Annotated in this window: 26 protein-coding genes; 13 read left to right on the top strand and 13 right to left on the bottom strand. The window is 72.5% G+C overall.

The window, feature by feature from the left end:
* Position 1: 1 nt before the first annotated feature.
* A complete protein-coding gene (locus V5P93_RS32400; RefSeq protein ID WP_245931803.1) occupies positions 2–757 on the bottom strand; it encodes an SAM-dependent methyltransferase in 756 nt (251 codons plus the stop codon).
* Positions 758–888: 131 nt separating this feature from the next.
* Positions 889–2,364, bottom strand: coding sequence for an MFS transporter (locus V5P93_RS32395; RefSeq protein WP_245931807.1), 1,476 nt, complete (start codon positions 2,362–2,364; stop codon positions 889–891).
* 101 nt (positions 2,365–2,465) lie between these two features.
* On the opposite strand from V5P93_RS32395, the gene V5P93_RS32390 reads away from it, so the two are divergent.
* Positions 2,466–3,113: a TetR/AcrR family transcriptional regulator gene (locus V5P93_RS32390; RefSeq protein ID WP_104483510.1), complete on the top strand. Its 648-nt coding sequence runs from the start codon at positions 2,466–2,468 to the stop codon at positions 3,111–3,113.
* On the opposite strand, the gene V5P93_RS32385 is transcribed toward V5P93_RS32390, so the two are convergent.
* From V5P93_RS32385 to V5P93_RS32365, 5 genes are all read right to left on the bottom strand, one after another.
* Positions 3,110–3,679, bottom strand: a complete 570-nt coding sequence (locus tag V5P93_RS32385; protein WP_104483511.1) for a DUF3558 domain-containing protein — start codon at positions 3,677–3,679, stop codon at positions 3,110–3,112. The genes V5P93_RS32390 and V5P93_RS32385 overlap by 4 nt on opposite strands.
* Positions 3,680–3,694: 15 nt before the next feature.
* A complete protein-coding gene (locus tag V5P93_RS32380; RefSeq protein ID WP_104483512.1) occupies positions 3,695–4,090 on the bottom strand; it encodes a hypothetical protein in 396 nt (131 codons plus the stop codon).
* A 55-nt stretch (positions 4,091–4,145) separates the two neighbouring features.
* On the bottom strand, positions 4,146–5,336 hold the full coding sequence (locus V5P93_RS32375) for an acyl-CoA dehydrogenase family protein (RefSeq protein WP_104483513.1): 1,191 nt from the start codon (positions 5,334–5,336) through the stop codon (positions 4,146–4,148).
* A complete protein-coding gene (locus V5P93_RS32370; protein ID WP_104483514.1) occupies positions 5,336–6,607 on the bottom strand; it encodes an acyl-CoA dehydrogenase family protein in 1,272 nt (423 codons plus the stop codon). The genes V5P93_RS32375 and V5P93_RS32370 overlap by 1 nt, the downstream gene beginning before the upstream one ends.
* 102 nt (positions 6,608–6,709) lie before the next feature.
* Complete coding sequence (locus V5P93_RS32365) at positions 6,710–7,672, bottom strand: D-2-hydroxyacid dehydrogenase (protein WP_104483515.1); 963 nt, start codon at positions 7,670–7,672, stop codon at positions 6,710–6,712.
* Between the two features lie 676 nt (positions 7,673–8,348).
* On the opposite strand from V5P93_RS32365, the gene shbA reads away from it, so the two are divergent.
* On the top strand, positions 8,349–9,008 hold the full coding sequence (shbA, locus tag V5P93_RS32360) for an RNA polymerase sigma factor ShbA (RefSeq protein WP_281261705.1): 660 nt from the start codon (positions 8,349–8,351) through the stop codon (positions 9,006–9,008).
* A gap of 92 nt (positions 9,009–9,100) precedes the next feature.
* On the opposite strand, the gene V5P93_RS32355 is transcribed toward shbA, so the two are convergent.
* Together V5P93_RS32355 and V5P93_RS32350 are read right to left on the bottom strand one after the other, a co-directional pair.
* Positions 9,101–9,715: a bifunctional 2-polyprenyl-6-hydroxyphenol methylase/3-demethylubiquinol 3-O-methyltransferase UbiG gene (locus V5P93_RS32355; protein WP_245931804.1), complete on the bottom strand. Its 615-nt coding sequence runs from the start codon at positions 9,713–9,715 to the stop codon at positions 9,101–9,103.
* A gap of 171 nt (positions 9,716–9,886) precedes the next feature.
* Complete coding sequence (locus V5P93_RS32350; RefSeq protein WP_104483521.1) at positions 9,887–10,585, bottom strand: methyltransferase domain-containing protein; 699 nt, start codon at positions 10,583–10,585, stop codon at positions 9,887–9,889.
* 28 nt (positions 10,586–10,613) lie between these two features.
* On the opposite strand from V5P93_RS32350, the gene V5P93_RS32345 reads away from it, so the two are divergent.
* From V5P93_RS32345 to V5P93_RS32315, 7 genes are all read left to right on the top strand, one after another.
* Positions 10,614–11,033 carry a MerR family transcriptional regulator gene (locus V5P93_RS32345; RefSeq protein ID WP_104483522.1) on the top strand — a complete coding sequence of 140 codons (420 nt, stop codon included), beginning with the start codon at positions 10,614–10,616 and terminating at the stop codon, positions 11,031–11,033.
* 632 nt (positions 11,034–11,665) lie between these two features.
* Complete coding sequence (locus V5P93_RS32340) at positions 11,666–12,532, top strand: helix-turn-helix transcriptional regulator (RefSeq protein ID WP_104483517.1); 867 nt, start codon at positions 11,666–11,668, stop codon at positions 12,530–12,532.
* Between the two features lie 7 nt (positions 12,533–12,539).
* Complete coding sequence (locus V5P93_RS32335) at positions 12,540–12,734, top strand: DUF397 domain-containing protein (RefSeq protein WP_104483518.1); 195 nt, start codon at positions 12,540–12,542, stop codon at positions 12,732–12,734.
* A gap of 171 nt (positions 12,735–12,905) precedes the next feature.
* Positions 12,906–13,088: a DUF397 domain-containing protein gene (locus V5P93_RS32330; RefSeq protein ID WP_146108407.1), complete on the top strand. Its 183-nt coding sequence runs from the start codon at positions 12,906–12,908 to the stop codon at positions 13,086–13,088.
* A gap of 111 nt (positions 13,089–13,199) precedes the next feature.
* Positions 13,200–14,744: a serine/threonine-protein kinase gene (locus tag V5P93_RS32325; RefSeq protein ID WP_281261706.1), complete on the top strand. Its 1,545-nt coding sequence runs from the start codon at positions 13,200–13,202 to the stop codon at positions 14,742–14,744.
* Positions 14,745–14,802: 58 nt separating this feature from the next.
* Positions 14,803–16,143 (top strand): wax ester/triacylglycerol synthase family O-acyltransferase, encoded by a 1,341-nt coding sequence (locus V5P93_RS32320; RefSeq protein ID WP_104483519.1) that lies wholly within the window; start codon positions 14,803–14,805, stop codon positions 16,141–16,143.
* Between the two features lie 116 nt (positions 16,144–16,259).
* The gene (locus tag V5P93_RS32315; protein WP_374065117.1) at positions 16,260–17,276 is read left to right on the top strand and encodes an IS481 family transposase; all 1,017 of its coding nucleotides are present in this window, start codon (positions 16,260–16,262) and stop codon (positions 17,274–17,276) included.
* Here V5P93_RS32315 and V5P93_RS32310 read toward each other — a convergent pair.
* Positions 17,273–17,770, bottom strand: a complete 498-nt coding sequence (locus tag V5P93_RS32310) for a hypothetical protein (protein WP_104482190.1) — start codon at positions 17,768–17,770, stop codon at positions 17,273–17,275. The genes V5P93_RS32315 and V5P93_RS32310 overlap by 4 nt on opposite strands.
* Positions 17,771–17,838: 68 nt before the next feature.
* On the opposite strand from V5P93_RS32310, the gene V5P93_RS32305 reads away from it, so the two are divergent.
* The 4 genes from V5P93_RS32305 (at position 17,839) to V5P93_RS32290 (ending at position 20,191) form a co-directional block, all read left to right on the top strand.
* On the top strand, positions 17,839–18,282 hold the full coding sequence (locus V5P93_RS32305; RefSeq protein WP_104482191.1) for an SRPBCC family protein: 444 nt from the start codon (positions 17,839–17,841) through the stop codon (positions 18,280–18,282).
* A 61-nt stretch (positions 18,283–18,343) separates the two neighbouring features.
* Positions 18,344–18,541, top strand: a complete 198-nt coding sequence (locus tag V5P93_RS32300) for a DUF5302 domain-containing protein (RefSeq protein ID WP_104482192.1) — start codon at positions 18,344–18,346, stop codon at positions 18,539–18,541.
* 119 nt (positions 18,542–18,660) lie between these two features.
* Entirely contained in the window at positions 18,661–18,981 is a 321-nt protein-coding gene (locus V5P93_RS32295; RefSeq protein WP_104482193.1) for a hypothetical protein, read from the top strand.
* A 244-nt stretch (positions 18,982–19,225) separates the two neighbouring features.
* A complete protein-coding gene (locus V5P93_RS32290) occupies positions 19,226–20,191 on the top strand; it encodes a LysR family transcriptional regulator (RefSeq protein WP_181043801.1) in 966 nt (321 codons plus the stop codon).
* A 1,484-nt stretch (positions 20,192–21,675) separates the two neighbouring features.
* Here the strand turns inward: V5P93_RS32290 and V5P93_RS32285 are convergent.
* The 3 genes from V5P93_RS32285 to V5P93_RS32275 all read right to left on the bottom strand — a co-directional run bounded on the left by V5P93_RS32285 (position 21,676) and on the right by V5P93_RS32275 (position 26,474).
* Complete coding sequence (locus V5P93_RS32285) at positions 21,676–22,641, bottom strand: hypothetical protein (protein ID WP_104482195.1); 966 nt, start codon at positions 22,639–22,641, stop codon at positions 21,676–21,678.
* A gap of 103 nt (positions 22,642–22,744) precedes the next feature.
* Positions 22,745–23,536, bottom strand: coding sequence for an SMP-30/gluconolactonase/LRE family protein (locus V5P93_RS32280; protein ID WP_104482196.1), 792 nt, complete (start codon positions 23,534–23,536; stop codon positions 22,745–22,747).
* Between the two features lie 241 nt (positions 23,537–23,777).
* A complete protein-coding gene (locus V5P93_RS32275) occupies positions 23,778–26,474 on the bottom strand; it encodes an AAA domain-containing protein (protein ID WP_104482197.1) in 2,697 nt (898 codons plus the stop codon).
* Positions 26,475–26,478: the final 4 nt, after the last annotated feature.

The raw sequence follows: 26,478 nt of genomic DNA, 5'->3' as shown, positions 1-26,478 counted from the left end.
CCTAAACCTTGCGGGCCAGGCCCGCGTAGGCCATGGCCTTGGCGGGGTCGCCGGTCTGCGGGGACTCGGGGCGCCATAAGGGGGTCCAGACCACGCCCGGGGGGATCAGTTCCAGGTCGCCGAACAGGGCCGTGACCTCGTCCCGGGTGCGGGGTACGGCCGACGAACCCGAGTTCCGGTACAGGTTTATGACGTCCTGGGAGTTCTCCGGGGTCGAGTCGACCGTGCCGTGGGTGATGGCCAGGTGGCTGCCCGGTGTCATCGACTCGATGTAGCGGTTCACGGCGGCGTGCGGCTGCTCGATGAAGTGCAGGACCGCGACCATCAGCACCGCGATGGGCTTGTCCAGGTCGAGGTGACCGTCGCCCGCCGCGGCGAGCACCGCGTCGGCGTCGTTGAAGTCGGCCAGGACCGCCGCCGCGCCCGGGGTGTCGCCCAGTTCGATCTCGCTGTGCGCGACCGCTATCGGGTCGTTGTCCACGTACACGACCCGCGCGCCCGGGGCGGTCTCGTGCACGTTGCCGACGGTCGGGATGCCGGAGCCGAGGTCGAGGAACTGGGTGATGCCCTGCTCCGCGCAGTACCGCACGGCCCGGCGCAGGTAGGCGCGGTTGATCTTCGCCGCCTCGGCCGCGCCCGGCATCGCCTGGAGGATCTTCTCAGCCAGCGCGCGGTCCGGTTCGAAGTTGCACGCGCCGCCGAGCAGGTAGTCGTAGATCCGCGCCGGATGCGCTCGGTCCGGATCGATCTCGGTCACCACTGCCTCCCCGCTGCGCCTGCCACCGGGCAGAATACTAGCCAGTCTCCTGCCGCCGGGGAGGAGTCGATCACCCGACTGGAGCAAGGGGCCCCCGGGGTGCGCACACCTCGGGGGCCCCTTGTGGACTGTCACATGTGGACGGACGGTCCGGCGGTCTTCAGTTCCTCCGGCACGCCGGGGCGCAGGATGAACGCGCACAGCACGCCGCCGACGGCGAACAGGATCGCGCTCCAGGTGAAGGCCGCGCTGTAGCTGGCGACCTTGGCCGCGGCCAGTTCCTTGCCCTCGGACATCGCCGCGACGGCCGCGCTGGAGGCGATGGTGCTGAACAGCGCGGTGCCGATCGAGCCGCCGATCTGCTGGACCGCGTTGATCGCCGCCGAGGCCACGCCAGCGTCGTGCTCCTCGACGCCCGCGATGCCCACGTTCATCGCCGAGGCCATGGTCAGGCCGATGCCGAAGCCGGAGACCAGCAGCCCGGGCAGCACGCCCGAGGCGTAGGTGCTGGTCGGTTCGAGCAGACCGAGCAGGCCGATGCCCGCACCGGCCAGGATCATGCCGGTCGGCACCAGCGGGCGCGGGCCGACCTTGGGCAGCAGGACCGTGGTGGCCACCGTGGCGCCGACCATCAGCGTGCCGATCATCGGCAGGAAGCCGACGCCGCTGGCGACCGGGGAGAAGGCCAGGTTCTGCTGCATGAAGAAGGTCAGGAACAGGAAGATGACGAACATCCCCGCGCACAGCACGAAGATGGACAGGAACGACCCGCCGCGGTTGCGGTGCAGCAGGATGCGCAGCGGCAGCAGCGGGTGCTCGACGCGCTGCTGCCAGTAGACGAAGAAGACCAGCAGCACGGCGCCCGCGGTCAGGAAGCCCCAGCTCTCCGGCGCGCCCCAGTCGTAGGTCGGCACGTTGCCCAGGCCGTAGACCAGGGCGAACATGCCGCCGGTCGCGGCCACGACACCGATCAGGTCCAGCTTCGGGCGGTTCTCCGCGGTGCTGCCCGAGAGCAGCGCCGCGCCGCCGAACAGGCCGACCGCGGCGAAGATCAGGTTGACGAACATGCACCAGCGCCAGTCCAGGTACTCGGTGAGCACGCCGCCGAGCAGCAGGCCGATCGCGCCGCCCGCGCCGGAGATGGCACCGAAGATGCCGAACGCCTTGCTGCGCTCCTTCGGGTCGGTGAAGGTGGTGGTCAGCAGCGACAGCGCGGCGGGGGCCAGCAGCGCGGCGAACACGCCCTGCCCGACGCGCGCGGCGACGAGCATGCCGAAGCTGTTCGCGGCACCGCCGACCGCCGACGCCAGCGCGAAGCCCGCGACGCCGACCAGGAAGGTGATCTTGCGGCCGAACAGGTCGGCCACCCGGCCGCCGATGAGCAGCAGGCTGCCGAAGCTCAACGCGTAGCCGGTGATCAGCCACTGCTGCTGGGTGTCGGAGAACCCGAGGTCCTTCTGGGCCGACGGCAGCGCGATGTTCACCACGGTGGCGTCCAGGATGACCATGACCTGGGCGATGGCGATGATCGCGAGGATCCACCAGCGCTTGCCATCGGTCGCGTCCGCGCGCCCCCCGGCGGCTTGTGTCTCTAGTGAGTCGGACAGAGTCAAGGCAGTCCCCCTGCTATGGATGTCCACTGTGGTGTCGTGGCGACGCTAACACAGAAGCGGAGGAAGTTTCTCCGCTTAACCGCTAAGCTGAGAGCGTGACATCAGACACCCCGACGGAGCATCGGCCGCTGCGCGCCGACGCTGAGCGAAACCGCGTGCGGCTGCTCACCGCGGCCCGCGAGGTCTTCGCCGCGCACGGTCTCGCCGTGTCCCTGGACGACGTGGCCAGGCACGCGGGCGTCGGGGTCGGCACGCTCTACCGCCGCTTCCCCAACAAGGACGCCCTGGTCGACGCGGTCTTCGACCACGCGCTCGACGAGCTCTTCGCGGCCGTGGCGGACATCGCCGCCGACCCGGACCCCTGGCGCGCCATCACCCGGCTCGTCGAGGAACTGGTCCGCAGGCAGTCGGCCGACCGGGGGCTGTACGAGATCTGCACCAAGGTCGGCCTCGGGCGCATGGAGCGGATCACCGCCCAGTACGTCCCGATCGTCGACACCCTCGTCGCCCGGGCGCGGGCCGAGGGCACGCTGCGGCCGGACGTGGCCCCGTCCGACATCGCCGTGCTGGTCATCATGGTGACGGCCACCGCGGAGGCCACCCGGGCCGCCGACCCGGACCACTGGCGCCGCTACCTGACCCTGCTGCTCGACGGCCTCCGCGCCCCGGGCACCACCCCGCTCCCGGTGGCGGCACTGACCCACGAGGAACTGGAGGTCGCCATCCGCGACGCCCGGTTCTAGGACCTGGGGAGCTGGGGCTCGATGAGTTCGGCGATCTTGCCTGCCAGCTGGCAGGCCTTCGCGCGGTCGACCCCGGCCACCGCGTTGGCAGAAGCGCGCGTGGTCTTCGTGACCGCGATGGTCACCGCGCAGTCGCCACCGGAGGTGCTCAGGTGAGACTGCACTGCTTTGCGGCCGTTGATGTCCGGGAGTGGCTTGTTGTTGATGTCGTCGGGCAAGTCGTCTATGCCGAGCGCGTCGTACAGCCCGACGGAGAGGATCAAGGTGTACTCCGGGCCGCGGACCAGCCACTTGCAACCGCGGGCGGGGCCGACGTCGTCGGGTTTCCCCTTGTCGGTGATGCCCAGGTCGCTCTTGGCGGCGCTGGTGAGCATGTCTGAGCAGGGGTCGAGGTCGGCCAGCGTGCCGCCGCCCTGCTCGGACGGTTGCCCGGTACTGGTCGTGGTCGGGGGCGTGCTCGCCGCCGAGGCGAGCGGCGTGCCCGGCGTGGTGCTCGAGCACGCGGGAACGGTCACGGCGACCGCTGACAGCAGGATGAGTCCCAGGGCGGTTGTACGTGTGGTCATGGTTCCGGGTGGGTCCTATTCGCCTGGGCCGCTCTGTCCGACCACGTGGGCGGCCTTCTGGTCGGTGCCTGCATAGTTTGCCATCGCCGTGGTGATCGCGGATTGGGCGTCAGTGAGCGAAGCCCGGAGTTTGAGCAGTTGGGTGACGAACCCCCGATCGTCGGTCGCGACCTGGACCATGAATGGTTTCATGATCTCGGCGTTGTTTGACAAGCCCAACTTCGGGGTTTGCGAAAGCTTGCCGAAGGTGTCCTGTTGACCGTCGATCCAGTCGATGAGGTTGCGGATTGCGGTCAGCAGCGCCTGCCCGCCGGTCTCGCTCACCGTGAAGCCACCGCTGTTGGCGGCGGCTACCAGGTCGGCGATACCCGCGCCCGCAGGGCCGCCGACGTGGGGTTTGTCTACGTACATGGGTTACCTCCCCGCGACGGGGAGATCGTAGCGGGCGCGGGGAGCGGCGCCAGGGCTACTTCAGCTCTGTCGAGGACTTGTCCAGGATTCGGCGGGCGATGATGAGTTGTTGGATTTGCTGGGTGCCCTCGAAGATGTCCAGGATTTTGGCGTCGCGGGCCCATTTTTCCAGGAGGGAGTTCTCCGTGTAGGCGCCCGCCAGTTCCACGCAGCGGAGGGTGATTTCGGTGGCGGTGCGGCCCGCTTTGGCCTTTGCCATGCTGGCCTGCAGGGAATTGGGTTCGCGGTTGTCGGCCAGCCACGCCGCTTCCATGGCCAGGAGGCGGGCGGCCTCCCAGTCGGCTTCCAGGTGCAGGAACGTCGCCGCGGCGGCGGGTTGGGTTGTCCAGGGGCGGTCGTAGTCGATGTCGACGCCCGCCTCGTTGAGGAGGGCGCGGGTTTCCTCCAGCGCGGCGCGGGCCACGCCGATGGCCATGGCGGCGACCAGGGGGCGGGTGTTGTCGAAGGTCTGCATGACGCCCGCGAAACCCGTGTCGATGTCCGGGCTGCCCAGCAGGTTGTCCCGGTGTACCCGGACGTCCGTCAGCCGGAAGTGGGCCGTGTCGGACGCGCGGATGCCGAGCTTGCTCTCCAACCGCACGAGTTCGAAGCCGGGGGTGGTTCGGTCGACGACGAAGGATTTGATCGCGGCCCTGCCCTTCGAGCGGTCCAGGGTTGCCCACACCACAACGCAATCCGCGCGTTCGCCCGCGGTGACGAAGATCTTCTCGCCGTTGAGGACGTAGTGGTCGCCGTCGAGGACGGCGGTGGTGCGGATAGCGGCTGAGTCCGAGCCGGTGTCGGGTTCGGTGATGGCCATGGCCGCCCACTTGCCCGCGTAGCGGGCCAGTTGCTCGTCGTTCGCGACCGAGGCGATGGCGGCGTTGCCCAGGCCCTGGCGCGGCATCGACAGGAGCAGACCTACGTCGCCCCAGCACATCTCCATCGTGCCGAGCAGCAGGCGCAGGTTGGCGCCGTTCTGGTTTCCCCTTTTGGCCACGGTTTCCCGGCGTACGCCACCCGCGCCCGCGCCGCCGCCGGACGCGGAGAGGCCGTCCAGGAGGGCGGCGAGCAGGTCGAGTTCCTTCGGGTAGGTGTGTTCCTCCCGGTCGTACTTGCGCGAGTTGGGGCGGAAGAACTCCGCCGCCGCCTGGTGGGCCTGGTCGACGAGTTGGGCGAACTTCGCGGGGACCTCAAGGTTGATCATCAGACGAGCACGATCCCCTCGACCACGCCGACCGCCCGCAAATCGCGGTACCAGCGCTCCACCGGGTGCTCCTTGACGAAACCGTGGCCGCCCAACAACTGGACGCCGTCGTCGCCGATCCGCATGCCGTGCTCCGCGCACTGCCGCCTGGCCAGCGCCGCCTCCCGCGCGAACGGCTTCCCCTGCTCCGCCAACGCCGCCGCCCGGTAGGTCAGCAGCCGCATGCCCGCCAGCTCCGTCGCCATGTCGGCCACCTTGAACGCCACCCCCTGCCGGTGGCTCACCGGCTCGCCGAACGCCACCCGGTCGTTCACGTACGGGATCACGTAGTCCACCACCGCCTGACCCGTCCCGACCGCCAGCGCGCTCCACGCGATCCGGGACAGCCGAACGCATTCCGCGTAGTCACCGGTCAGCACGGCGGAGGCGGGCAACGACACCCGCGCCAGCCGGACCCGCCCGGTGCCCGCCGCGCGCAACCCCATCGCGGGCTCCGGCTCGACGGTGATCCCCGCGGTTCCCGCCTCCACCAAGAACAACGCGGGCCCACGACCGTCCACATCGGCCGCGACGACGAACAGCTCGGCGTCGAGGGCCCGGGGGACGAGCGACTTCACGCCGTCCAGCACGAATCCGCCGGGTGTGCGGTAAGCCCTGGTGCGCAAGGAAAACGGATCGAACAACGCCCCCGGCTCCTGGACCGCCAACGCCGCGACGGGCACGTTCTCGCCGGTGAACGCGGGCAGGTACGTCGCCTGCTGGTCCGCGTCGCCCCACAGCGCCAGCGCCGTGCCGACCGCCGACGGCGCCAGGCAGGCCACCGCCAACCCCAGGTCCCCGTGCGCCAGCGCCTCCGCGACCAGCGCGTTCGTCACCGCCGACCGTTCCGTGCCCAACCCGCCCAGCGCCTCCGGGACGCCGAGCGCCGACACCCCCAACTCCGCCGCCCGCGCCACCACCTCGACGGGCGGCGCGCACGCCGCGTCCGCCGCCGCGGCGGCTGGCCGCACCCGCTCCGCCGCGAACTTCTCGACGGTGGAGCGGATCATCCGCTGTTCGTCGGTCGGCGTCAGGTCGAACAACCCGCGCTCCGGCGCGTCGGGCAACCGGCTCACCCCGCGCCCGCGCACGGCGGTGAACACCCGCCCGGCGGCGGTGAACCCGACCCGGGTCGCCTCGTGGACCCCGCGCTCGACCGGCTTGCGCAGCCCGAACCGGTCCAGTGCGGACGCGCCCGCCAGTCGGTTGAGGACGGCCAGCGCCGCGCCCATGGCATTGCGTCGACCAGCGTTTCGTTGAGCGGTCACGGCCAAGCACCTCCGATCGGAACCAAACCTACTCTAGAGTAGGAATGGTGGCCGATCGAGCCCGGATCAGCGCGCGGCGCGCTCCTTGTCGACCGCGTTCACCAGCGGGCGGCCGGTCAGGTACCGGTCGAGGTTGTCGGCGAAGCGCCGGACCAGCTCCTCCCGCCAGCCGACGACGTCACCGGACATGTGCGGGGAGATCAGCACGTTCGGCATGCCCCACAGCGGCGACGACGGCGCCAGCGGCTCGTCGCCGAACTCGTCGAACGCCGCGCCCGCCAGTTCGCCCCGGTCCAGCGCGTCGACCAGGTCCGGCTGCACGACGAGCCCGGACCGGCCGATGTTGACCAGCCGCGCGGTCGGCCGCATGGCGCGCAGCACGGACGCGTCCACCAGGCCCGCCGTCGGCTCGGTCAGCGCGAGGGCCAGCACCACCCAGTCGTAGCCGCCCACCGCGGCGCGCAGGTCGCCCAGCGGGCGCACGTCGCCGAAGTCGGGGTCGCCCGCGCGGGGCGCGCCGAGCGCGGCGACCCCGACGCCCACGGCGGTCAGCTTGCGGGCGATGGCGCGGGCGATCGGCCCGGTGCCGACCAGCAGCGCGCGCGAGCCCGCCAGCCGCTCGGTCTCCCGGTGCTGCCAGCGCCTGCGCTGCTGGTCGCGCAGGGTCCCCGGCAGGTCCTTGGCGAAGGCCAGGACCAGGCCGAGCACGTACTCGGCCATGGGCTCGTCGAACACCCCGGGCGAGGAGGTGACGACCACACCGGACTCGCGCAGGCCGGGGAAGAGCAGGTGGCGCACCGCGGGCCCGGCCACGTGGACCCACCGCAGCGCCCGCGCGGCGGCCCAGGCCCCGGATAACGCGGTGGACCGTGATTCCCACACCAAGAGCACGTCCGCGCCCTCGATGGCGCTGCCCAGGCGGTCGGCGGTGGTGTACCGGACAGTGGCCCGCGCCTCGACTTCGGTCATGGCGGGTGGGCGGTCGGCGCCGTGCAGGACCACGACGGTCGACCGCGGACTGGACTCCATCGCTGTACCAGCGTCCTCGGTCGGTAGGTGCCTGGTCGGTCAAGTCCCGGCAACGCTAGGAATGATCTCCAGTGGTGTCAAACCGTGGTCACCGAGAGCAAGTTTTCCCAGGTCAATGACCGTGCAGATGCACGATCGGGCGAAATGGCTCGGTTGTGTACTCGTCTGGGTAGAGTGTGTTGTACTCCATTCGTGAGAAGTCATACACGAATGGAGTAATGATCACCCGCGACGCGCCGGGCCGGTCGACGGAGGTTTCCGGCGCCGGGCGGACGCCCGTCACACCCGGGGCGGTTCCCCCGGCGGTCCGCGCCCGCTACAGTGGTTCCTACCTGGGGTTTTTCCATCCGCAACGGGTGGTGGCGCGGAGTGGCCGGGTCGACACCGTCGGCGCCGGGGACTCAAGCTCGCCCGGGGGTTTCGAACGAACCGCATGGCTCATAGGGCCGTTGGACCCTTACCGCTGTGAGGTTGAATACGAAAACATCGCTCGTATGCAGCAGCGATACCCCTGGTGCACGGCTCGTCGCCCGGCTATCCTCACTCTCCGTCAGGACCACCATCGAATCCGACGGTCACGCGAGCGGATCGGACGGTGAACCGAGACACCCACGCCGTTCCGGACCTCGACGGCGTACCTCTCCCTACCGGTGCGCCGCAATATCTGGGGGCTCATGTGAGTGTGACAACTTCCTCGCCGTCGGCGGAGGCGAGCGAGGAGACCCAGCCCGCGAGCCGGAGCCAGGGGACCGACGCCGTGTTCGCGCGGCTGAAGAGCTCGGCGTTCCACGAGCTGGTGGCCGCGTCGCTGGAGGGTGACCAGGAGGCCATCGGCACCCTGTTCACCTGGATCAACCCCGCGATCGTCCGGTACTGCCGCGCGCGCATCGGCCGCACGGGTTCCGCGTTCTCCTCCGCCGACGACGTGGCCCAGGAGATCCTGCTGGCCGTGCTGGGCGCGCTGCCGCGCTACTCCGACGACAAGGAGTCCTTCCTCCCGTTCGTCTACGGCATCGCCTCGCACAAGGTCGCCGACTACTACCGCCGCTCCGGCCGCGACCGCAGCGACCCCGTCGCCGACGTGCCCGACACCATCGACCACGGCCTGGGCCCCGAGCAGATCACCCTCCGCGCGGAGATGCGCACCCGGCTGGTCAAGCTCCTGGACACCCTCGCCCCCCGCCAGCGCGAGATCCTCGTCCTGCGCCTGGTCGTCGGCCTCTCCGCCCAGGAGACCGCCGTCGCGATAGGACTCACCGCCACCGCCGTGCGCGTCGCCCAGCACCGGGCGCTGACCCGGCTGCGCGGCAGCCTGTCCGCGAGCGACTGGCTCTAAAGACCACCTCTGCCAGACCACTGGGTCGCCTTGTGTGCGGGCGGCCCAGTGGTCGTTGGCTTTTGCGCGCTGCCCCGTGGTCGTTGGCGTTCCTACTCCGCGACCGCGCGCAGGTAGAGCTGCGCCTCGATCCGGCCCGGTTCGGCCTCGGCCTCGAACTCGCGCAGTTCGACGGAGCCGAAGCCCGCGTCCGCGACCACCTGCTTGAGCTGGTCCGGCGGGTAGGCCGAGACGGTGGTCGGGGCGCCGAGGAAGTTGACCGGGAACGTGTCGAAGTCGCCCTGCACCATGCTCAGCAGCAGCAGCTTCGGGCCGCGCAGCTGGGCGCGGATCGCGCGCAGGGTCAGCTCGATGTCGGCCTTGGACAGCATGAGCAGGGCGAAGAACGCGACGGCCGCGTCGAACTCGCCCAGCCCGGTGAGCTCGCGCAGGTCGCCGTGCCGGTAGTCGCCGCCGGGGGCCTGCTCGCGGGCCAGCTCCAGCATCACCTCGGACTCATCGATGCCGACGACGGACAGCCCCGCGTCGAGCAGCTGTTTGGCGGTGGGCAGGCCGCTGCCGCAGCCGAGGTCGAGCACCCGCGATCCGGCGGGGAGCCGCTCGACGAGCCAGGCCGCCTCGGCGATCTGCACGTCGCGTTCCACGAAGGACTCGTCGTAGCGCCTGCCGATCAGGTCGAACGCGGGCGGGGGGTTCTGGGTAGCCACGCCGCACAGCATGCCGCCGGCCGCGCGGGCGGTCCAGTGGTCGACGACCCGCGCAGCGCGACTCCGCCACTTGATCGCGCACTCGGCCCAATCGGCTCCGGCCGACTGCCCGCGCGGGCGGGTCGGCGGGCAGCGGCGGCGCGGTGGCGTTGGAGCGGAAGGGAAATCGTCCTACCTCCGGGCGGCGACCAGGAGGAACACCGGGATCGCGACGAAGATCCGGTCCGCCCGCCGCCGCGCGGTCTGCTCGGCGAGCCAGTCCCGGTCGTCGGTGAGCCGGTGCGCCATGGCGAGCGCGACGTCGTCGGTGAGCGCGAGGCCGCGCACCTCGACGACCGGGCCGGTGAACCCGGCGTCGTGCAGCAGTGCGCGCTGCCGCCGGGGCGCGCGCGGCGACGGGAAGGTGTCCGCCTTCGCGCGGACCAGCCGCCGGGTGGTGGCGGGGTCGTCCGAGTCGACGGCGATCGCGTCCCGGTCCGGGCCGAGCAGCACCGCCCACCCGCCGGGGGCGAGCACGCGGCGGGCCTCGGCCACGGCGCGCGCGGGGTCGTCGAGCAGGTGCAGCACCTTGTCCGCGCGGTACCCGGCGACCGACCCGGTCGCGAACGGCAGCGCACCCGCGTCGGCGACGTGGAAGTCGCCGGTGGGCAGGCGTTCGCGGGCCGCGGCGACCATCCCGGGGTCGAGGTCGACGCCGACCGGGCGGGCGCCGCGCGCGGTCAGCTCGGCGACCGCGCGGCCGCCGCCGCGCCCGACGTCGACCACGGTTCGGCCGGTGACGTCGCCGAGCAGTTCGTAGGAACGCGCGCGGAGCGCCACCGCGGCGGGTTGCGCGTCTCCGGCGTCGAGGACCGCGAGCAGGCTGGACATGCCCACGATGCTCGGACTTGATGTCGACATGAAGTCAAGCCCGCTGACGATCGGCCAGGTGGCCGCGCGCTTCGGCCTGCCGACCCACGTGCTGCGGCACTGGGAGTCGGTGGGCCTGCTGTCCCCGACCCGCGTCGCGGGCGACCGCCGCCGCTACACCCCCGACGACCTGGTCCGGGTGGCGTCGATCGTGTGCGCGAAGGAGGCGGGTCTGTCGCTGCCGGACATCCGCGACTTCCTCACCGCGACCGACCCGGCCACCCACAAGGACGTGCTCCGCCGCCACCACAGCGCGCTGCGGGCCAGGGTGGCGGCGCTGCGGTCGGCACTGGACCTCGTGGAAGCCGGGTTGAACTGCGCGCACGAGGACATCACGACGTGCCCGAACTACCGCGCGCGCCTCGCTTCCGCGGTGGCCGCGCCGGATCGGGCCGCGCCCGGTCGGTGACGCGGGGCGGGAGTCCGGCTTGGACCGCGCGGGCTTCGATCCGGATCGGACCAGGGTGTGGGTCGGTCCGATCCGGACGCGCGGGTGGACCGACGGCGCGACCACAGTGGACACCGCGAACAGCGGCACCGCCGACCCCGCGACCGCCGCCCGCGCGGCCTCGGCCTTCGGTTGTGCGACGAGAACTCACCTCGCAATCGTCTGGTGCAATTGCATGGAGAGGTCGGCGGAACCCCTCCGACCGGTCGACTGTCGGGTCCGACCCAAGGGATGCCGAAGTGCCCTACCGGCTTGGCCTAATCGGGAACCCGATTCCTCTACTCTCGCGGTGAGTAGCGCCCCACCTTGTCGTGCAATTGCAACACGATCGGGTGGACCCGTTGGGGGGCGTACGGGCGCACAACGTCCAGTGAGGACCACTTGGGCTCAAAACCACCCGCTGAGCTGCGGAAACGTGACTCGGTCAGGTTCCGATCCCGGCCACCCCGGTATCCGGTTGTGGTCGTTCCCGATGGTAGATTGCATTGTCAATGTCACCCGGCAATCTCGGTGTGCAATTGCATGATGTCATCGGAGCGTGTCAGCCGACCCCACGACCGGACGGCCGCGCTCGGTCATGACGAGGAGGATCGATGCCCCCACAGGGACCGCTGATCCCCCGCCGCCGCCTGGGCACCGAGCTGCGTGCCCTCAGGGATGTCGCGGGACTGCACCTGGAGGACGCCGCCGAGCACCTGGAGTGCTCCATCTCCAAGATCTCCCGGCTGGAGAACGGCCGTGGCGTGCCGAAGGCCCGCGACGTGCGGGACCTGCTCGACCTCTACAAGGTCGACGACCAGAAGCTGCGCGACCGGCTGGTCCGGCTCGCCGGTGAGGGCCGACGGCAGGCGTGGTGGCAGGACTTCTCCGGGGTGGTCTCGCAGAACGTCGACATGTACGTCTCGCTGGAAGCCGAGGCGTCGAAGATGCGGTGCTCGGTGGGCTCCTCGGTGTTGGGCCTGCTGCAGACCGAGGACTACGCCAGAGCCCTGTTCACCGCCATCTACCCGCGGGCGCGCGAGCTCAACGAGCAGCGCGTGCAGATGCGCATGCGCAGGCAGCGGGCGGTGGCCGACCGCGAGGAACCGCTGCACCTGCACGTGGTCATGGACGAGGCCGCCCTGCACCGCAGGGTCGGTTCGCCCGCGGTCATGCGCGCGCAGCTGGAGAGCCTGGTCGCGGCCTCGCACTCCCCGCACCTGTCCCTGCGCGTGTTCCCCTTCGGCCTCGGTCCCGACATCGCGGGCCAGTGCACGTTCGTGGTCTTCACCTTCGAGAGCGAGAACGACCGCAACGCGGTCAACATCGAGGCGAGCCTGGACGACCGCTGGCTGGAGCAGGAGGCCGAGGTGGCCCGCTACACCAAGATCTTCGACGAACTGGCGCGCCGGTGCCCCGACGTGGAGGAGTCCAGGCGGCTCATCGAGAGCATGGTTCGAAAGTATTCGCAGGAAGAATGAAAAAGAGATGACAACGCGTTTTCGGCAGAGCAGCTTCTGCACCACAGGAGCCTGCCTGCAGGTCGACTTCCCGCGCGCCGGGGCGGTCACCGTCCGCGATTCCAAGGGCGCGGTGCGCCTCGCCGCGATCGCCGACCCGACCGCGTGGTTGACCTTCACCGCCCAGGTCAGGGCCGGTGCGCTCACCCGGGACGGCGGCTGACGACCGGGTAGCGACCCAGCGTGGACCACGTGCCCCGGCGCCGCGATCGGCGCCGGGGCACTGGTTTGCCCTGTTCGCGCTCCGGTAACCTGGGATCACAGGTCGCTCAACGACGTACGACCTGCGGCTTTTCGAGTCGCAGTGGCGCCGATCGGAGAGAGGGGTGCGGCCATGGTGGCTCGATTCCGCCGGAGTTCGCGGTGCAACACCGGGGGGTGCGTGGAGCTCGGGTACGACGCCCGCGCCCTGCTGGTGCGCGACACGGTGCTCGGCGACGTGATCGAGGTGCGCGGTGCGCGCGCCCGCGCGGTGTTCGTGGACAGCCTGCGCCGTGGTCGCTTCGACCTCGGCTGAGGCCGCGACCGGAAACTCCCCGTGACCGTCGGATGGCACGCCGTCAGTCGTGCGGACGAATGATCGACCCGTCGGAGTGGTTCGCTAGTCTCGGCTCCCTAGTCGGGCCCCGTGGTCCACACACGCGAGGAGTACCTGGTCATCGAACAGGGTGAGTTGGTCGCCGGACGCTATCGGCTGCAGGACCCCGTGGGCAGCGGCGCCATGGGGGTCGTCTGGCGCGCCAAGGACGAGCGGCTGGAACGGGTCATCGCGCTCAAGCGGCTGATCATCCGACCGGGGCTCACCGCGGCGCAGACCGAGGAGGCCCGGCGCCGGGCCATGCGGGAGGCGCGGATCGCCGCCCGGCTGCAGCACCGCAACGCCATCGCCATGCTCGACGTGGCCGAGCACGACGGCGACCCGTGCCTGGTGATGGAGTTCCTGCCGTCGCGCAGCCTGTCCAAGGTGCTCGCCGAGGACGGCACGCTCACCCCCGAGCAGGTCGCCGCCATCGGCTCCCAGGTCGCCGCCGCGCTGGCCGCCGCGCACGCCGCCGGGATCGTGCACCGCGATGTCAAACCCGGCAACATCCTGCTCGGCGACAACGGCACCGTGAAGATCACCGACTTCGGCATCTCCCGGGCCATCGACGACGGCACGGTCACCGAGACCGGCATGCTCGCGGGCACCCCCGCCTACCTGGCCCCCGAGATCGCCCGCGGCCACGACCCCAGCCAGGCCTCGGACGTGTTCTCCCTCGGCGCCACGCTCTACCACGCGCTGGAGGGCGCGCCGCCGTTCGGCACCAACGCCAACCCGCTGGCGCTGCTGCACGCCGTCGCCTCCGGTGCGGTCACCCCGCCGCAGGGCGCGGGCGCGCTCACCCCGACCCTGATGTCGCTGCTGCGCGCGGAACCCACCGACCGGCCCACCATGGACGAGGCGGCGAACCTGCTGTCGATGCCGACCGCGCCGCTGCCCGTGCCGGTGGTCGAACCGCGCACCACCCCGGCGCGCAGGCTGCCCGCGCTGCCCGGCCGGATGCGCCTGGGCTCGACCCCGACCGCCAAGACGCCGCCCGCCCGCCCGGTCCAGCCCGCGCGGCCCGCCGCCCCGGCGCCCGTCGCGCACCCCGCGCAGCCGGGCCCCAAGCGCGGGGTGCTCGTCCTGGCGCTGCTCGGCGTCGTCGTGCTGGCCGGTGCCGTCACCGTCGTGCTCACCAGCGGCAACCGCGACAACGCGCAGCAGCAGTTGCCGCCGAACACGATCACCAGCGTGGTCACCGTCAGCCAGTCGCCGCTGCCGAACACCACGACCAGCACGTCGGCCACACCGCTGCCGGTCACCGACAAGGTCACCGACTTCAGCGCCGCCGGTCTGGCCGTGATCGCCTACTTCGGCAGTGACAGCTCCCCGCAGCAGCGCTGGGACATGTTGGGGCCCAACGGCAAGGCCGCGTTCGGCGACTTGGCCGCGTTCCAGGCGTACTGGGGCCAGTACGCCTACGTCGCCTCCCGCAACGCCCGCCAGGTCTCGTCCAACCCCGACGGCTCGGTCACCGTGCCCGTGGACGTCGAGGTGAAGCCCGCGGGTGGCGCGTCGACGACGTCGAAGCGGAGCGTGCGGGTCGTGCTCTCCGGTGGTAGGTACCTCATCGACTCCGACTCGCGCTGACCGTCCACCCGGGACACCGCGCGAGCCGGGGCGGACGCCGAACTCCAGGAGGTGCGCCGTGGGCCTGATGCCCGTGACGGAGTCCATGTTCCTGCTGGGCGAGTCCCGCGAGCACCCGCTGCACGTCGGCGGGTTGCAGCTGTTCGCGCTGCCCGACGGCGCCGACCGCGACTACGTCGGCGACCTGCACCGGGCGCTGCTCGCCGACCCCGAGGTGCACCCGCTGCTGCGGCGCAGGCCGCGCGGGCCGGTGAGCACCGTCGGCCAGTGGGTCTGGACCGACGACGACCGCCTCGACCTCGAGTACCACGTGCGGCTCTCCGCTCTGCCCGCCCCCGGCCGGGTCCGCGAGCTGCTGGAGCTGGTGTCGCGGCTGCACGGCTCGCTGCTGGACCGGCACCGGCCGCTGTGGGAGGCGCACCTGGTAGAAGGGTTGCAGGACAACAGGTTCGCCCTCTACACCAAGGTCCACCACGCGCTGCTCGACGGCGTCTCCGCGCTGCGGCTGCTCCAGCGGTCGCTCTCCACCGACCCGGCCGAGCGCGGCCTGGGGGCGCCGTGGGCCGTGCCGCCGGGGGAGCGCACCCGGTCGCGGGGCGGCGGGTTGTCCCGGGTCGTGCGCGAACTGGTCGGACTGGGGCCCGCGGTGGCGAAGTACGTCAACCAGGCCTTCGACGAGCAGGCCGCGAACCTGCCCTTCGGCGCCCCGCGCTCGATCTTCAACGTGCCGATCACCGGTGCCCGCCGGTTCGCCGCCCAGGGCTGGCCGCTGGAGCGCGTGCGCGCCATCGGGGAGGCCGCGGGCGCGACCGTCAACGACGTCGTGCTCGCCATGTGCGCGGGCGCGCTGCGGACCTACCTGCTGGAGCTCGACGCCCTGCCGGACCGGCCGCTGGTGGCCGCGGTCCCGATGTCGCTGCGGGCGGACGGGGGCCGCGACGGCGGCAACGCGCTGGGCCTGATCCTGGCCAACCTGGCCACCGACCTGGCCGCGCCCGCCGACCGGCTGGCCGCGATCACCGACTCCACGCGCCGGGGGAAGGCCTTCTACGAGGGCATGAGCCCGCTGCAGATCACCGCGCTCAGCGCGATCCCGTTCGCGCCGCTGGCCGCCGGCCTGCTGCCGGGCGGGGTGCGGCTGACGCCGCCGCCGTTCAACCTGATGATCAGCAACGTGCCGGGGCCCGCCGAGCCGCGCTACTGGAACGGCGCCCGGATGCTGGGCGTGTACCCGCTGTCGATCCCCTACGAGGGCCAGGCCCTCAACATCACCGTGACCAGCTACGACGGCTCGGTGGAGTTCGGTCTCACCGGCTGCCGCCGCTCGGTCCCCCACCTGCAGCGGCTGCTGACCCACCTGGACGCCGAGCTGTCCGCGCTGGAGTCGCGGGTCGTCTAGTTGTTGCGGGTCATGACGTTGGTGACGGCTGGTAGGGCCTGAAGTAGGGGGACGGGTCTTTCGGCGGCAGGATGAGAAGTGCGACCAACTCGTCCGCCGAGTAGAAAGACCCGTCCGTGCTCCACCGTAACGCCCCGCTGTCGGTCGAAGGCCGCCACCGTCTGGTCCAACGCTGCAGGACGCGCCCGATCGCCCATGTCGCGGCCGAGATGGGCATCTCGCGGCAGTGCGCCTCGAAGTGGGTCAACCGGTATCGCCGCTTCGGCGAGGCCGGCCTGTCCGACCGCCCCAGCGCTCCGCGTCGGCAGCCCACCGCCGCCCCGGCCGAGGTGGTGGTCCGGATCGAGTGGTTGCGTCGGGACCGCAAGTGGTCGGCCCGCCGCATCGCCCTGGAACTCGCCGCCGAGGGCACGACCGTGTCGGTGCGCACCGTCGGCCGGCACCTGGCCCACCTCGGCCTCAACCGCCGCCGGTTCCTCGACCCCATCGGGGAGAACAACCGAGTGCCGCGACGGATCGTGGCCCGCTGGCCCGGCCACATGGTCCACCTGGACGTCAAGAAGGTCGGCGTCATCCCCGACGGCGGCGGATGGCGGGTCCACGGCAAGGGCAGCGAGCAGGCCAAACAGGTCGAACGCGCCAAGAACACCACCGCCGGGAAGCCCGGCGGGCGGCGCAGTTACACCTACCTGCACTCCGCGGTCGACGGCTTCTCCCGCCTGGCCTACACCGAAGCCCTGCCCGACGAGAAAGCGGTCACCGCGATCGGCTTCACCCACCGCGCCCGGGCGTTCTTCGCCGCCCACGGCATCACCCACATCCACCGCGTCGTCACCGACAACGGCGCCTGCTACCGCGCCCACGACTTCGCCACCGTCCTGCGCGGCGCCCGCCACCAGCGCATCACCCCCTACACCCCACGCCACAACGGCAAAGTCGAGCGCTACCACCGCATCCTGGCCGAGGAATTCCTCTACGCCCACGCCTGGACCAGCGAGCAACACCGCACCGACGCACTGACGGTCTGGAACGTGCACTACAACTACCATCGACCCCACACCGCCGCCGGAAACCAACCACCAGCCACACGGCTCCACACCGGCGTCACCAACGTCATGGCCTCATACATCTAGTCCACCCGTCTGCGGACCGGTCGGGGCACCCGGGTCAGGGCCCGGACCCGCCGCGTCCGGCCGTGCACGGCCAGCAGCGCCAGCAACTCACCGTCCACCTGGGCCGCCAGCCGCCGCTGCGCCCAGTCCGACGCCGCCAGCACCGCGCCGATCGGGACGTCACGGCCCGCCAGTGCGTCGTGCACCAGGCACCACTCGGATAAGCGCGCCCGCAGCGGTTCCACGTGCTCGACGGCGGGCCGCACGCGCGCGGCCCACTCGGCGAACCCGCGCGCGTACGCGGCCCGGTCGTCGATCCGGGCCGCCGCGGCGGCGGTGGCCACGGCCGGTTCGGGGTCGCGCAGGATGAGGGCGAGGAAGGCCGGTTCGTCGTCCGGTGCGGCCGCCCGGTACCACTCGAAGCGCAGGGCGGCGTCGGCGGCCAGGGCGGCCGGATCGTGGCCCGTGCGAGCGGTCAGCGCCGCCGCGGCCGTGATGTGGTCCAGCAGGTTCACCGTCTTTCCTCCGGGGGAAAGCGTAGTCGCCGGGCCCCCGCGACGATCATCGGCGCTACCCTCCCGGGGTGCTGTTCCACCGGGACATCGACATCGCCGCCCCGGCCGCGCGCGTGTGGGCGGTCTACTCCGACATCGAGGGCTGGCCGCGCTGGACGGCGTCGGTGACCTCGGTCACCGCGCTGGACCCCGGGCCGCTGCGCGTGGGCAGCCGCGCGCGGATCAACCAGCCCAAGCTGCCCACCACGGTCTGGACCATCACGGCCATCGACGAAGGCCGCTCGTGGACCTGGGTCGCGGGTGGGCCGGGTGCCCGCTCGACCGCCACGCACACCGTGCTGCCGTTGGAGAGCGGCGGTTCGCGGGTGGTCCTGGAGCTGGCGGTGCGCGGCCCGCTCGGGTGGCTCGTCGGCACGCTCACCACCGGTCTGACCAACCGCTACCTCGCCATGGAGGCCGCGGGGCTCAAGGCCACGGCCGAGGCGGGCGACGGCGGAAACCGAGTCGACTGATCACCCGCGTCCGTGCGAGGCTGGTGCGCACCCTTCTGCCCGCCCCTCGTGGAGGTCCCGCATGTCCGAGCAGCAGTCCGAACAGCCCGAGACGCCCGAGGCCGACCAAGACGACGTGAAGGCCCGGTTCCGCGAGGCGCTGGCCCGCAAGCAGGCCCAGGCGTCCTCCCGCGAGGGCCACGCGCAGTCGGGTTCCAAGGTCCACGACGCCCACGGCAAGGCGGGCGGCAAGCGCCAGTTCCGCCGCAAGAGCGGCTGATCCGCCCCCCGGCGGTCCACCCTGCCCCCACGGCGGCCCGGTGGACCGCCGCGGCACCGCGGCCCCTTGACCGGTTCCGCCCGCGTTACGACCACCCGCCCACGGGCGATGTCCCGCACATGGCGCGAAGATCGGTGCTGCGCGCGGCGGTCGCCGCTCTCCCGGTCCTGCTCACCTGCACCACCGCGGGCTGCGACGGCGGCCGCGACGACTGGTCCTGCACCCGGACCCGCTGCGAGGTGACCGTCACCGGCACCCCCACGCTGGAGGTCCTCGACGCCCGGCTCAAGGCCGAGGTCGGTCGGGGCCTGGTCCGCGTGGTGGGTGGCGGCGTCGACGTCACCCTCGCCCCGGGGGAGGCCGCGCTCGTCGACGGCGTGCGGGTCGAGGTGCGCGCCGTCACCGACGCGGGCGCCGCGACGCTCGTCCTCACCGGGTGATCCACGTCCGTTTCGCCCCCGCGCGGACCGGGTACGTCCTGGGTGGAAGTCGGTAGTCCCCACCACCCCGCGGACCCCGGCCGCTGATCGCCACCTGTGCCCTCCCCCCTGGCGCGGGCCTGAGCGGAGCGGTCGGCTGGGCAGGCCCCGGTATCCCCCAGCCGGGGCCTGCCTCTCACCTTCGCGGCGGCGCGCCCGTGTTCCGCTTGTCGGCCGCATAATCACTGGCCATAACATGTCGACCATGGAACTGGAGTTCCGACACCTGCGGATCGTCATCGCGGTCGCCGATGAGGGCAGCATCACCAAGGCCGCCGCGGCCCTCGGCCTGTCCCAGCCGTCGTTGACATCTCAACTTCAGCGCATCGAGCGGGCCATGGGGGCGCCGCTGTTCGAGCGCGCGCGGACCGGGGTGGTGCCCACGTCCTTCGGCCGCACGGTGTTGGCCAGGGCCCGGACCGTGGTGAACGAGATGGCCGACCTGCGCGGTGTGGCGGCCGCCACCGTGGCCGCGCACGCCGAGGTCGAGCTGCGGCTCGGCGGTCGGCCCAGCCCGCTGCTGTCGGTCATCGTGCCCCGGCTGGCCGCGCTGCGCGGCGAGGAGGACGGCCCGGCGGTCTCGGTGCAGGTGCACACCGACCCGTCCGCGGCGGCCCTGCAGGGCCGGGTGCGGGCCGGTCGGCTGGACGCGGCGGTGCTCTGCGACGTCATCGGCTTCGAGATCGGCGCCACCGAGGGCGTGCGGCGCGAGGTGCTGGTCCCGGTGGAGCCCGAGTTCGTGGCGCTGTCGGAGGCGCACCGGCTGGCCGACCGGGAGGTCATCGACCTGGCCGACCTGGCCGAGGAGAACTGGATGATCGACCCGCAGGAGGACCACGGCGGGCTCGGCCCGCTGCGCGCGGCCTGCCGGGCGGCCGGGTTCGAGCCGCGGATCACCCACGAGATCAGCGACTCCAGCTCGGCGCGCGAGTTCGTCACCACCGGCCAGTGCGTGAGCCTGGCGCAGCCGACCTCCCGCGAGGGCCGGGGCCTGGTGGTGCGCCCGCTGCGCGGCGACCCGATCCGCAACCGGCTGGAACTGGTCTGGAAGGACCCGTCCCCGATCGAACCGCGGCTGCTCAAGGACGCGGTCATCTCGGCCTACGCGAGCCTGGTCGACCGGAATCCGAGTTATGCCAGGTGGTGGGCCAACAACGGTCGGACGGCCTGACCGCGGGCCCGGGTCCGCATTGTCCACTTCGGAGTCCCGGTTCTCCCCGGCGGGCCGTGGCGGGTGGTCCGCGCGTTTCCCGCGCGCATTCGATTTCGTTGAACAAATGGGCCGTCGGATTTGAATGGGAAACCGGCGGGAAAGCTATCCGGGGGACCTCGGTCCGGTTGCTCCACGCAGGTGTGGTGAACATCCCTGTGGGGAGGCGCACATGTGGTGTTCGCATCAACATCTGGTCATGTGCGCATATGTATCCATACCGCGAGGTCCCATCCGAGTGGGGTTCGTTTCAACGGCGGGTGAACGTGTCGGAAAGTCGCTTGTAGCTGCACGTGTCCGGTCGGCTGCTTAACGCAACGAAGGTTGTTTGTGGGATGGATGACCCCGGACCCGGGTTCGCGGGGCGGATGGACCGCCACAAACGCTGGTGGGTGACCCTCGAACGGGGTGCGACCAGGTGGGTTGGCTGAGGGCTGGAGCGGGCGGCGCATGCCCCCCGAGGGTGTCGGCGGCGCGGTCAAGAGGACCCGGGCCTGAGCCGAAAGGGTGTAGTCGAGTGGTCGCGGGCGGTGAGTTAACGAATTTCACGACCGCTAAGTGATGGACGTCGTTGCTAGCGAACTCAAAAACGGGGACTATGTCGGTCGGAACGATGGACCGCGCCGTGCAGGGTCGGCAGCGGATCATCGTCCGTTCTCATCGCCTCTGCGGTCGCCGCGGCCGGGACACCGCGCACCGCGCCCTCGCGCGATGGGGACGGCGGGCCCCGGAGGTCGGGTGGAGCCGACACCGGGGCCTGTCACGCCCCCAAGGGGGTATTCCCGCGCCGAATCGCCGCAAATCCCCCACCACTGCTCGTGGTCCGGTCGCCGCGTTGCGCGGAGTGCACCGAAAATGCCCCCAGAATGGCCCAGGACGCCCTTGTCGGGTGAAGCTCGGGTGAACCCCGCGACCGGGCCGGTGCGCGGGCCGTAGCGGGCGCTTGGGCGGCCCCGGGGCTTGCCCGGTGGACTCGCGGGGCGTCGCTCGGGGGTTCGCGGGCGCGCTGTGCTCGGTGTCACGTCGACGGGTTTCGTGGTCGCCCGGCTCGCGTCGGGACGGTCTTCCGGTCGAGTTGGGTACGTGTGCCCGACTCGGGGTGGGGCGCGGCGAGCGGGCCCGGTCGGTGCGTCCCGCTCGAAGGCGAGAACCCCGATTGAGGCGACCGTCTTACCCGATCGACGGTCCACCTGGGCGGTCCAACAGTCCACTGCGGACCACGACCCGTCCACAGTGGCCTTCGGCGGAAGCGCTCCCGGTGCTGTCCGCCGACGGGCCGCCCGCGGGTGCCAATGTGGATTCGGGAGGTCCTCGAAAGGACTCGCGGGGGATCTTCGGGTGCGCGGTCGGGCGTTGTTCGCCGCGGGTCGAATGGTGGGAAAGATGGAGATCTTTTCGCGTTGTGAATTGACGCCGGGGCGGCGGCCGCCGGTTTCCGGCCGCGGTTACCTGGCCGAGGAATCCTCGATGTCGTCGAGGTCGCCGTGGTCGCGGCTCCCGCGCGGCCACAGCGGTTCCGCCGATTCCGGCCGCGGCAGCGCCCGCCGGTCCTCATCGGACTGCGCGTCCAGCCGGGGCCACCCGACCGCGCTCAGCGCGGGCCGCTCGGTGTCGAGCCGCTCGGCGGCGTACTGCGGGGCGATCTCGGTCTTGGTGACGGCCGCGGAGAGCTGCGCGAAGGTCGGGATGAGGTCCGCGGCCTCCCGCACCTGCTCGGGGTGCCGGGCCAGCCACCAGACCACGGCGGTGCCCGGGTCGGTCAGCACGTCCTCGGCGAGGTAGGTGCGGGTCCGCTGCTCTAGTTCCTGCTCCTGGTGGCGGACCTGCTTCTCCTTGCGCAGCTCGGTCAGCCGGTCGAGGCGGCGCGCGTCCTCCTCCGGCACGGTGAGGGTCACGTTCTCCGCCCAGCTCACGATCTGGCCGGACCGGTCCGCGGTCATCGTGCCCAGCTCGGCCGCCAGCCTGGTCTGCACCACGGCCGCGTCGGTCGGGGAACCCTGGACCGTCACCTGCCTGGCGCGCTCGAGGATGGAGTGGACCGCCAGCCCGCGCAGGTTCCCGTGCTGCGGCACGCCCGCGTTCGGCACCCAGCAGACCGTGCAGGCCAGGATGAACCGGTAGTACGGCTCGGCGCTGTCCACCGGGATCGCGGGCACGTGGTGCTCCGCGTGCGGCGCGGGCTCCTGCTCCGCGCGCTCCACCCGCTCCCGGGCCGCCGCGGCCCGCAGTTCGCGCTGCTCCTGGCGGAACAGGACCTGCTTGACCAGCAGCGCCCCCAGCGCCAGCGCCGCCAGCACCGCCGGGAAGGTGACCCAGTTCGCCCAGCCGAGCACCTGACCGGCGATCAGGGGGGCCAACACGGCGACGCCCAGGATGATCGAGGGCGTGCGCCAACGCGCTGCGGTTTCCACACCTAGGTGGGTACCTGGTGCGGCGGGCGAGTTGTAGAGCGATCAAGCGGATTCGCTCGAACATACGAACCGCCGGGTGCGGTCGGTGACCGGTGTGGGCCGCTCAGGGGAACCGGCGTACGGCCGTCCTGCCGCGGGTCCGCAGCCCCATCCAGCGCACCGCGGGCAGACCGCGCACCCCGGGGTCGCACGCGTGCACCGCGCCGCCGTCGGTGGTGATCAGCATGGTGGTGTCGGCGAAGCAGCACCCGACGGCGCCCGCGTCGGCGAGCCGCACGGTCACGTGCGACGCGCCGGTGCGGTCGATCCGCCGCACGGTGTCGCCCACCGCGACCCAGACGAACCCCTCGGCGTCGACCGCGACACCGCGCGCGGCCGGGGCGAGCATGCGGGTGGACGTCGTGGTGCCGTTGGCCAAGTCGAAGCCGTGCGCCAGCAAACCGTTGTCCCCGACGCGGTAGAGCGTCGTCGTGTCCGGACTCCAGGCCAGGTCGTGGGTCGGTCCGGTGAGGACGGGGTGGACCGACCCACCCAGGTCCACCCGGTACAGGGTGTCCGATGTGCCTAGCCAGAGCCGACCGGCCGGGTCGCACCAGATGCCGTCCGCGGGCGGGAGCCGCAGCGCCGCGGTGCGACCGTCCCGGCGGAGCAGGACCGGTTCGCCGCCGACGACCCAGCCGTCCGCCGTGGGCACCGCGCCGACCACGCGCCCGTCGACGCCGAGCGAGGCGGTGTGCCGGGGGCCGAGGTCGGTCATCCGCCCCAGTTGGACGCGCCCGCCGCGCCGGTCCACCCACGACAGCTCGTGGCCGTTCCAGCGCAGCCCGTCGACCCGCCTGCCCAGCAGTCCGACGCAGACGCGGGCTTCGAGTTCGCCCGGCTTGATCGTCGCCATCCCGCCCCCATCGCCGTCGAGTGGTCTGAACCAGTTAAGTGGTCTGAACCAATGTGTCGGGCCTGCGGGCAGAAAGCAAGTCCCACCCGTCACCAGATTTCCGCCCGCGGGCCGCGGCGTCCCAGCGGATGCTCCGGCCACCGGGCGGTCGCGACGGCCGCGCACCACGAGAATCACCCGACTGCCCGCGCCGATGCCACCCGCGTGGGTGACGGTCGGCCGGGGTGGCCATCGGCGACCCCTATGGCCGCAGCTCAGTCGAGCGCGCGGCCGACGGTGTGTTCTCCCGGGGCGGCGGCCGGTGGGTCCGCGCGGCGACCCGCTGGGCGGGCACGGGCGCCGGGCGCGGGCGGGCCGTCGTGCAGGCGACCGCGCTCTCCATGCGGAGCGCGGGTGCGTCGGCCGCGGTGGCGGCCAGCAGGTCGAACGGGGGGTGCCACAGGGTGTTGTCGGTGATGACCAGCGGTTCCCGCACGGTCGCGCTCGCGACGACCTCCCAGCCCGCGTCCTCGGCGGCGGGCGGGCGCGGGGTGAACAGGCGGACCGGCACCCCCCGGGACGCCGCCTCCCGCAGGGCGGGCGCGAAGGCGGCCACGCGGGCCGCGGCCGGTTCCGGGCTGTAGATCTCGACGCGGTCCGCCGCCCGGCCGATGTCCAGGGCGACCGCCTCGTCCACCTCCGCCGCCGGGACGAAGGCCGGGCCCGCCGACGGCGGCTGGTCCGCGGTCCGCACGGGGACCAGCTCCTCGACCGGCAGCCGCTCGGCGTTGACCCGCAGGTGGTCCAGCAGCGCGTGCATCTCGCTGTCGCCGGGCAGCGTGGCCCGCAGCCGGTCCACGTTCGCCACCACCACGAGGTGGTCCTGCGCCCGGCTCAGCGCGACGTTCACCAGGCGGCAGGTCGCGGAGTCCTTGCCGGTCCCCGAGTAGAACGGGCCCGCGACCGTGTCCAGGATGACCACCGGCCGCTGGTCGCCCTGGTACCGGTGGACCGTGTCCGCGACACCGGCGAACCGGGGACCCAGGTGCTCGCGCAGGTACGCGTCCAGCACCCGCGCCTGGGTCCGGTACGGGGTGATGGCCGCCAGCGCCGCCCGGGGCTCGCGCCAGGGGAGCACGCCCTCGTGCTCGAGGCGGCCGACGCACTCGCGGACCAGCGCCGCGTGCAGCTGGTCGCGGTAGGTCGACGCCGGGGTGTGGCCGCTGGTGTCGACCAGCACCAGGGGCGCCCCCAGGACCCGGCTGCGGGCCACTGACGAGACGTCGCTGCGCCCGGTGCGGGTCGGGCCGTCCGGGTAGGCCACGGCGTTCACCAGCGCCGAGATCGCGGGCCGCATCCGGTACTGGGTGCCCAGCCGGGCCAGCCGCGGGTCGTCGGTGGCCTGGCCGTCCTCGTCGACCGCCCCCGCCGCCCGGAACACGTCCCGCGCCAGCCACCGGCGGACCAGCGCCCGGTCCTGGGTGCTCGCGTGCCGGTCCACCAGGCAGGCCGGGGCGGGCGGCAGCTGGCGGGTGTCGCCCGCGAACACCACCCGCTGCTCCGCCTGGCTCGCCAGCCGCACCGCCGTGGGCAGGTCGACCATCCCGGCCTCGTCCACCACGACCACGTCCGGCACCACCGGCAGCCCGCCGAGGTGGCCCCGCTGGGTCGTCATCGCCACCAGGCGGCAGTTGTCCAGCACGCGCTTGGGCAACCCGGCCAGCTCGGCGTCCACCCGGCGCACCTTGTCCGCGATGCCGTCCGCCGCCGCGCGCAGCGCCCGCACGCTCGCGCCGCCCGCGCGGGCGACCGCCTGGGCCGCCACCGACCGCAGCTCGGCCAGTTCCCCGCGGGCGCGGGCGATCGCGGCGTCGACGGCCGCGAGGTCGGTCAGCCCGGCGGCCCGCCGGGCGGTGAGGTCCGCGCGCTCCACGCGCAACCGGTCGGCCCGGCGCTCGGCGAAGAGCTTCGCGTCCGCCTCGGCCAACCGGGCGTCCACGGCGGCCAGCTCACTGTCCACTGTGGTCAGGAAGGTGACCACGGCGCGGCGCTTGCCGTGGTGGCGCGCCAGCACGCCGTCCGCCGCGACGACCCTGGCGTGCGCGGCGTCCGCCGCCTCGCGGTCGCGCAGCCGGGCGGCCACCTCCCGCTGGCGCTCCCGCAGCCCGCCCGCGCGCGCCGCCAGCGGGGCGCTGAGCCGGGCCAGCACCCGCTCGGTGTCGACCGCCGCGCCGTGGCGGCGGACGAGGCTGGGGACCGCGGCCGGGCCGAGCCGGCGGACCAGGCCCTCGTCGAAGCCGGGGAGGGTGCCGATCAGGTCGCAGATCCGCTCCAGCGCGTGGTCCACCGCGACCGCCGTCGGCGCGGTCAGCAGCACCGTCTGGCCGCGCCGCAGGCTGCCCTCCACGACCCGGGCCAGCACGTCGGTCTTGCCGGTGCCCGGCGGTCCCCAGACGAACGCCAGGTCGCTGCCGAGCGCGCGGGTCAGCGCCCGCCGCTGGGCCAGGTTGAGCTTGTCGAAGCCGGTGGTCACCTCGGCCGCGTCGGGTGCCTCGCCGGTGACCCCGGGGCGCTCCCCGAGCAGCACGGGCGCCAGACCGCTGCCGACCGCCGCGTCGAGCGCCGAGCGCAGCGCCACCGCGGACCGGGCCGGGTCGGCCCGCACGAACACCGGTCCCGCGCCGAGTTCGGCCGCGCAGGCCAACCGCACCTCGGCGCCGTCCACCACCACCTCGGACACCGGCACCCACGGCCCGCCGCCACCCGCGCGCGCCACCAGGGCGCCGTCGGCGCTCAGGTCGGGGGGCCACGACACCAGCGCGCACGCGTACCGTGCGCCGCCGGTCGCCCGCCCGGAGGCCAGTTCCGCCCGGGGCGCGGCCGCGGCGCCGGTCCGCCGGAGACTGGTGATCTCGGCGGTGAGCGCGTCCCGCATCCCCGTGGCCGCCGCGCGCGACATCCGC

The organism is Actinokineospora auranticolor (assembly GCF_041897805.1).
In the GTDB taxonomy this organism is placed as follows: domain Bacteria; phylum Actinomycetota; class Actinomycetes; order Mycobacteriales; family Pseudonocardiaceae; genus Actinokineospora; species Actinokineospora auranticolor.
Note: the sequence above shows the minus strand (reverse complement) of the source record. Positions and strands in the feature narration are given on the sequence as shown.

Coding starts and splice junctions, on each gene's coding strand:
- V5P93_RS32385 (WP_104483511.1), bottom strand. CDS start 3,679: ATGACCACACGTACAACCGCCCTGGGACTCATCCTGCTGTCAGCGGTC.
- V5P93_RS32380 (WP_104483512.1), bottom strand. CDS start 4,090: ATGTACGTAGACAAACCCCACGTCGGCGGCCCTGCGGGCGCGGGTATC.
- V5P93_RS32375 (WP_104483513.1), bottom strand. CDS start 5,336: ATGATCAACCTTGAGGTCCCCGCGAAGTTCGCCCAACTCGTCGACCAG.
- V5P93_RS32370 (WP_104483514.1), bottom strand. CDS start 6,607: ATGGGCGCGGCGCTGGCCGTCCTCAACCGACTGGCGGGCGCGTCCGCA.
- V5P93_RS32365 (WP_104483515.1), bottom strand. CDS start 7,672: ATGGAGTCCAGTCCGCGGTCGACCGTCGTGGTCCTGCACGGCGCCGAC.
- V5P93_RS32350 (WP_104483521.1), bottom strand. CDS start 10,585: ATGTCCAGCCTGCTCGCGGTCCTCGACGCCGGAGACGCGCAACCCGCC.
- V5P93_RS32345 (WP_104483522.1), top strand. CDS start 10,614: ATGAAGTCAAGCCCGCTGACGATCGGCCAGGTGGCCGCGCGCTTCGGC.
- V5P93_RS32340 (WP_104483517.1), top strand. CDS start 11,666: ATGCCCCCACAGGGACCGCTGATCCCCCGCCGCCGCCTGGGCACCGAG.
- V5P93_RS32335 (WP_104483518.1), top strand. CDS start 12,540: ATGACAACGCGTTTTCGGCAGAGCAGCTTCTGCACCACAGGAGCCTGC.
- V5P93_RS32330 (WP_146108407.1), top strand. CDS start 12,906: ATGGTGGCTCGATTCCGCCGGAGTTCGCGGTGCAACACCGGGGGGTGC.
- V5P93_RS32300 (WP_104482192.1), top strand. CDS start 18,344: ATGTCCGAGCAGCAGTCCGAACAGCCCGAGACGCCCGAGGCCGACCAA.
- V5P93_RS32295 (WP_104482193.1), top strand. CDS start 18,661: ATGGCGCGAAGATCGGTGCTGCGCGCGGCGGTCGCCGCTCTCCCGGTC.
- V5P93_RS32290 (WP_181043801.1), top strand. CDS start 19,226: ATGGAACTGGAGTTCCGACACCTGCGGATCGTCATCGCGGTCGCCGAT.
- V5P93_RS32280 (WP_104482196.1), bottom strand. CDS start 23,536: ATGGCGACGATCAAGCCGGGCGAACTCGAAGCCCGCGTCTGCGTCGGA.
- V5P93_RS32275 (WP_104482197.1), bottom strand. CDS start 26,474: ATGTCGCGCGCGGCGGCCACGGGGATGCGGGACGCGCTCACCGCCGAG.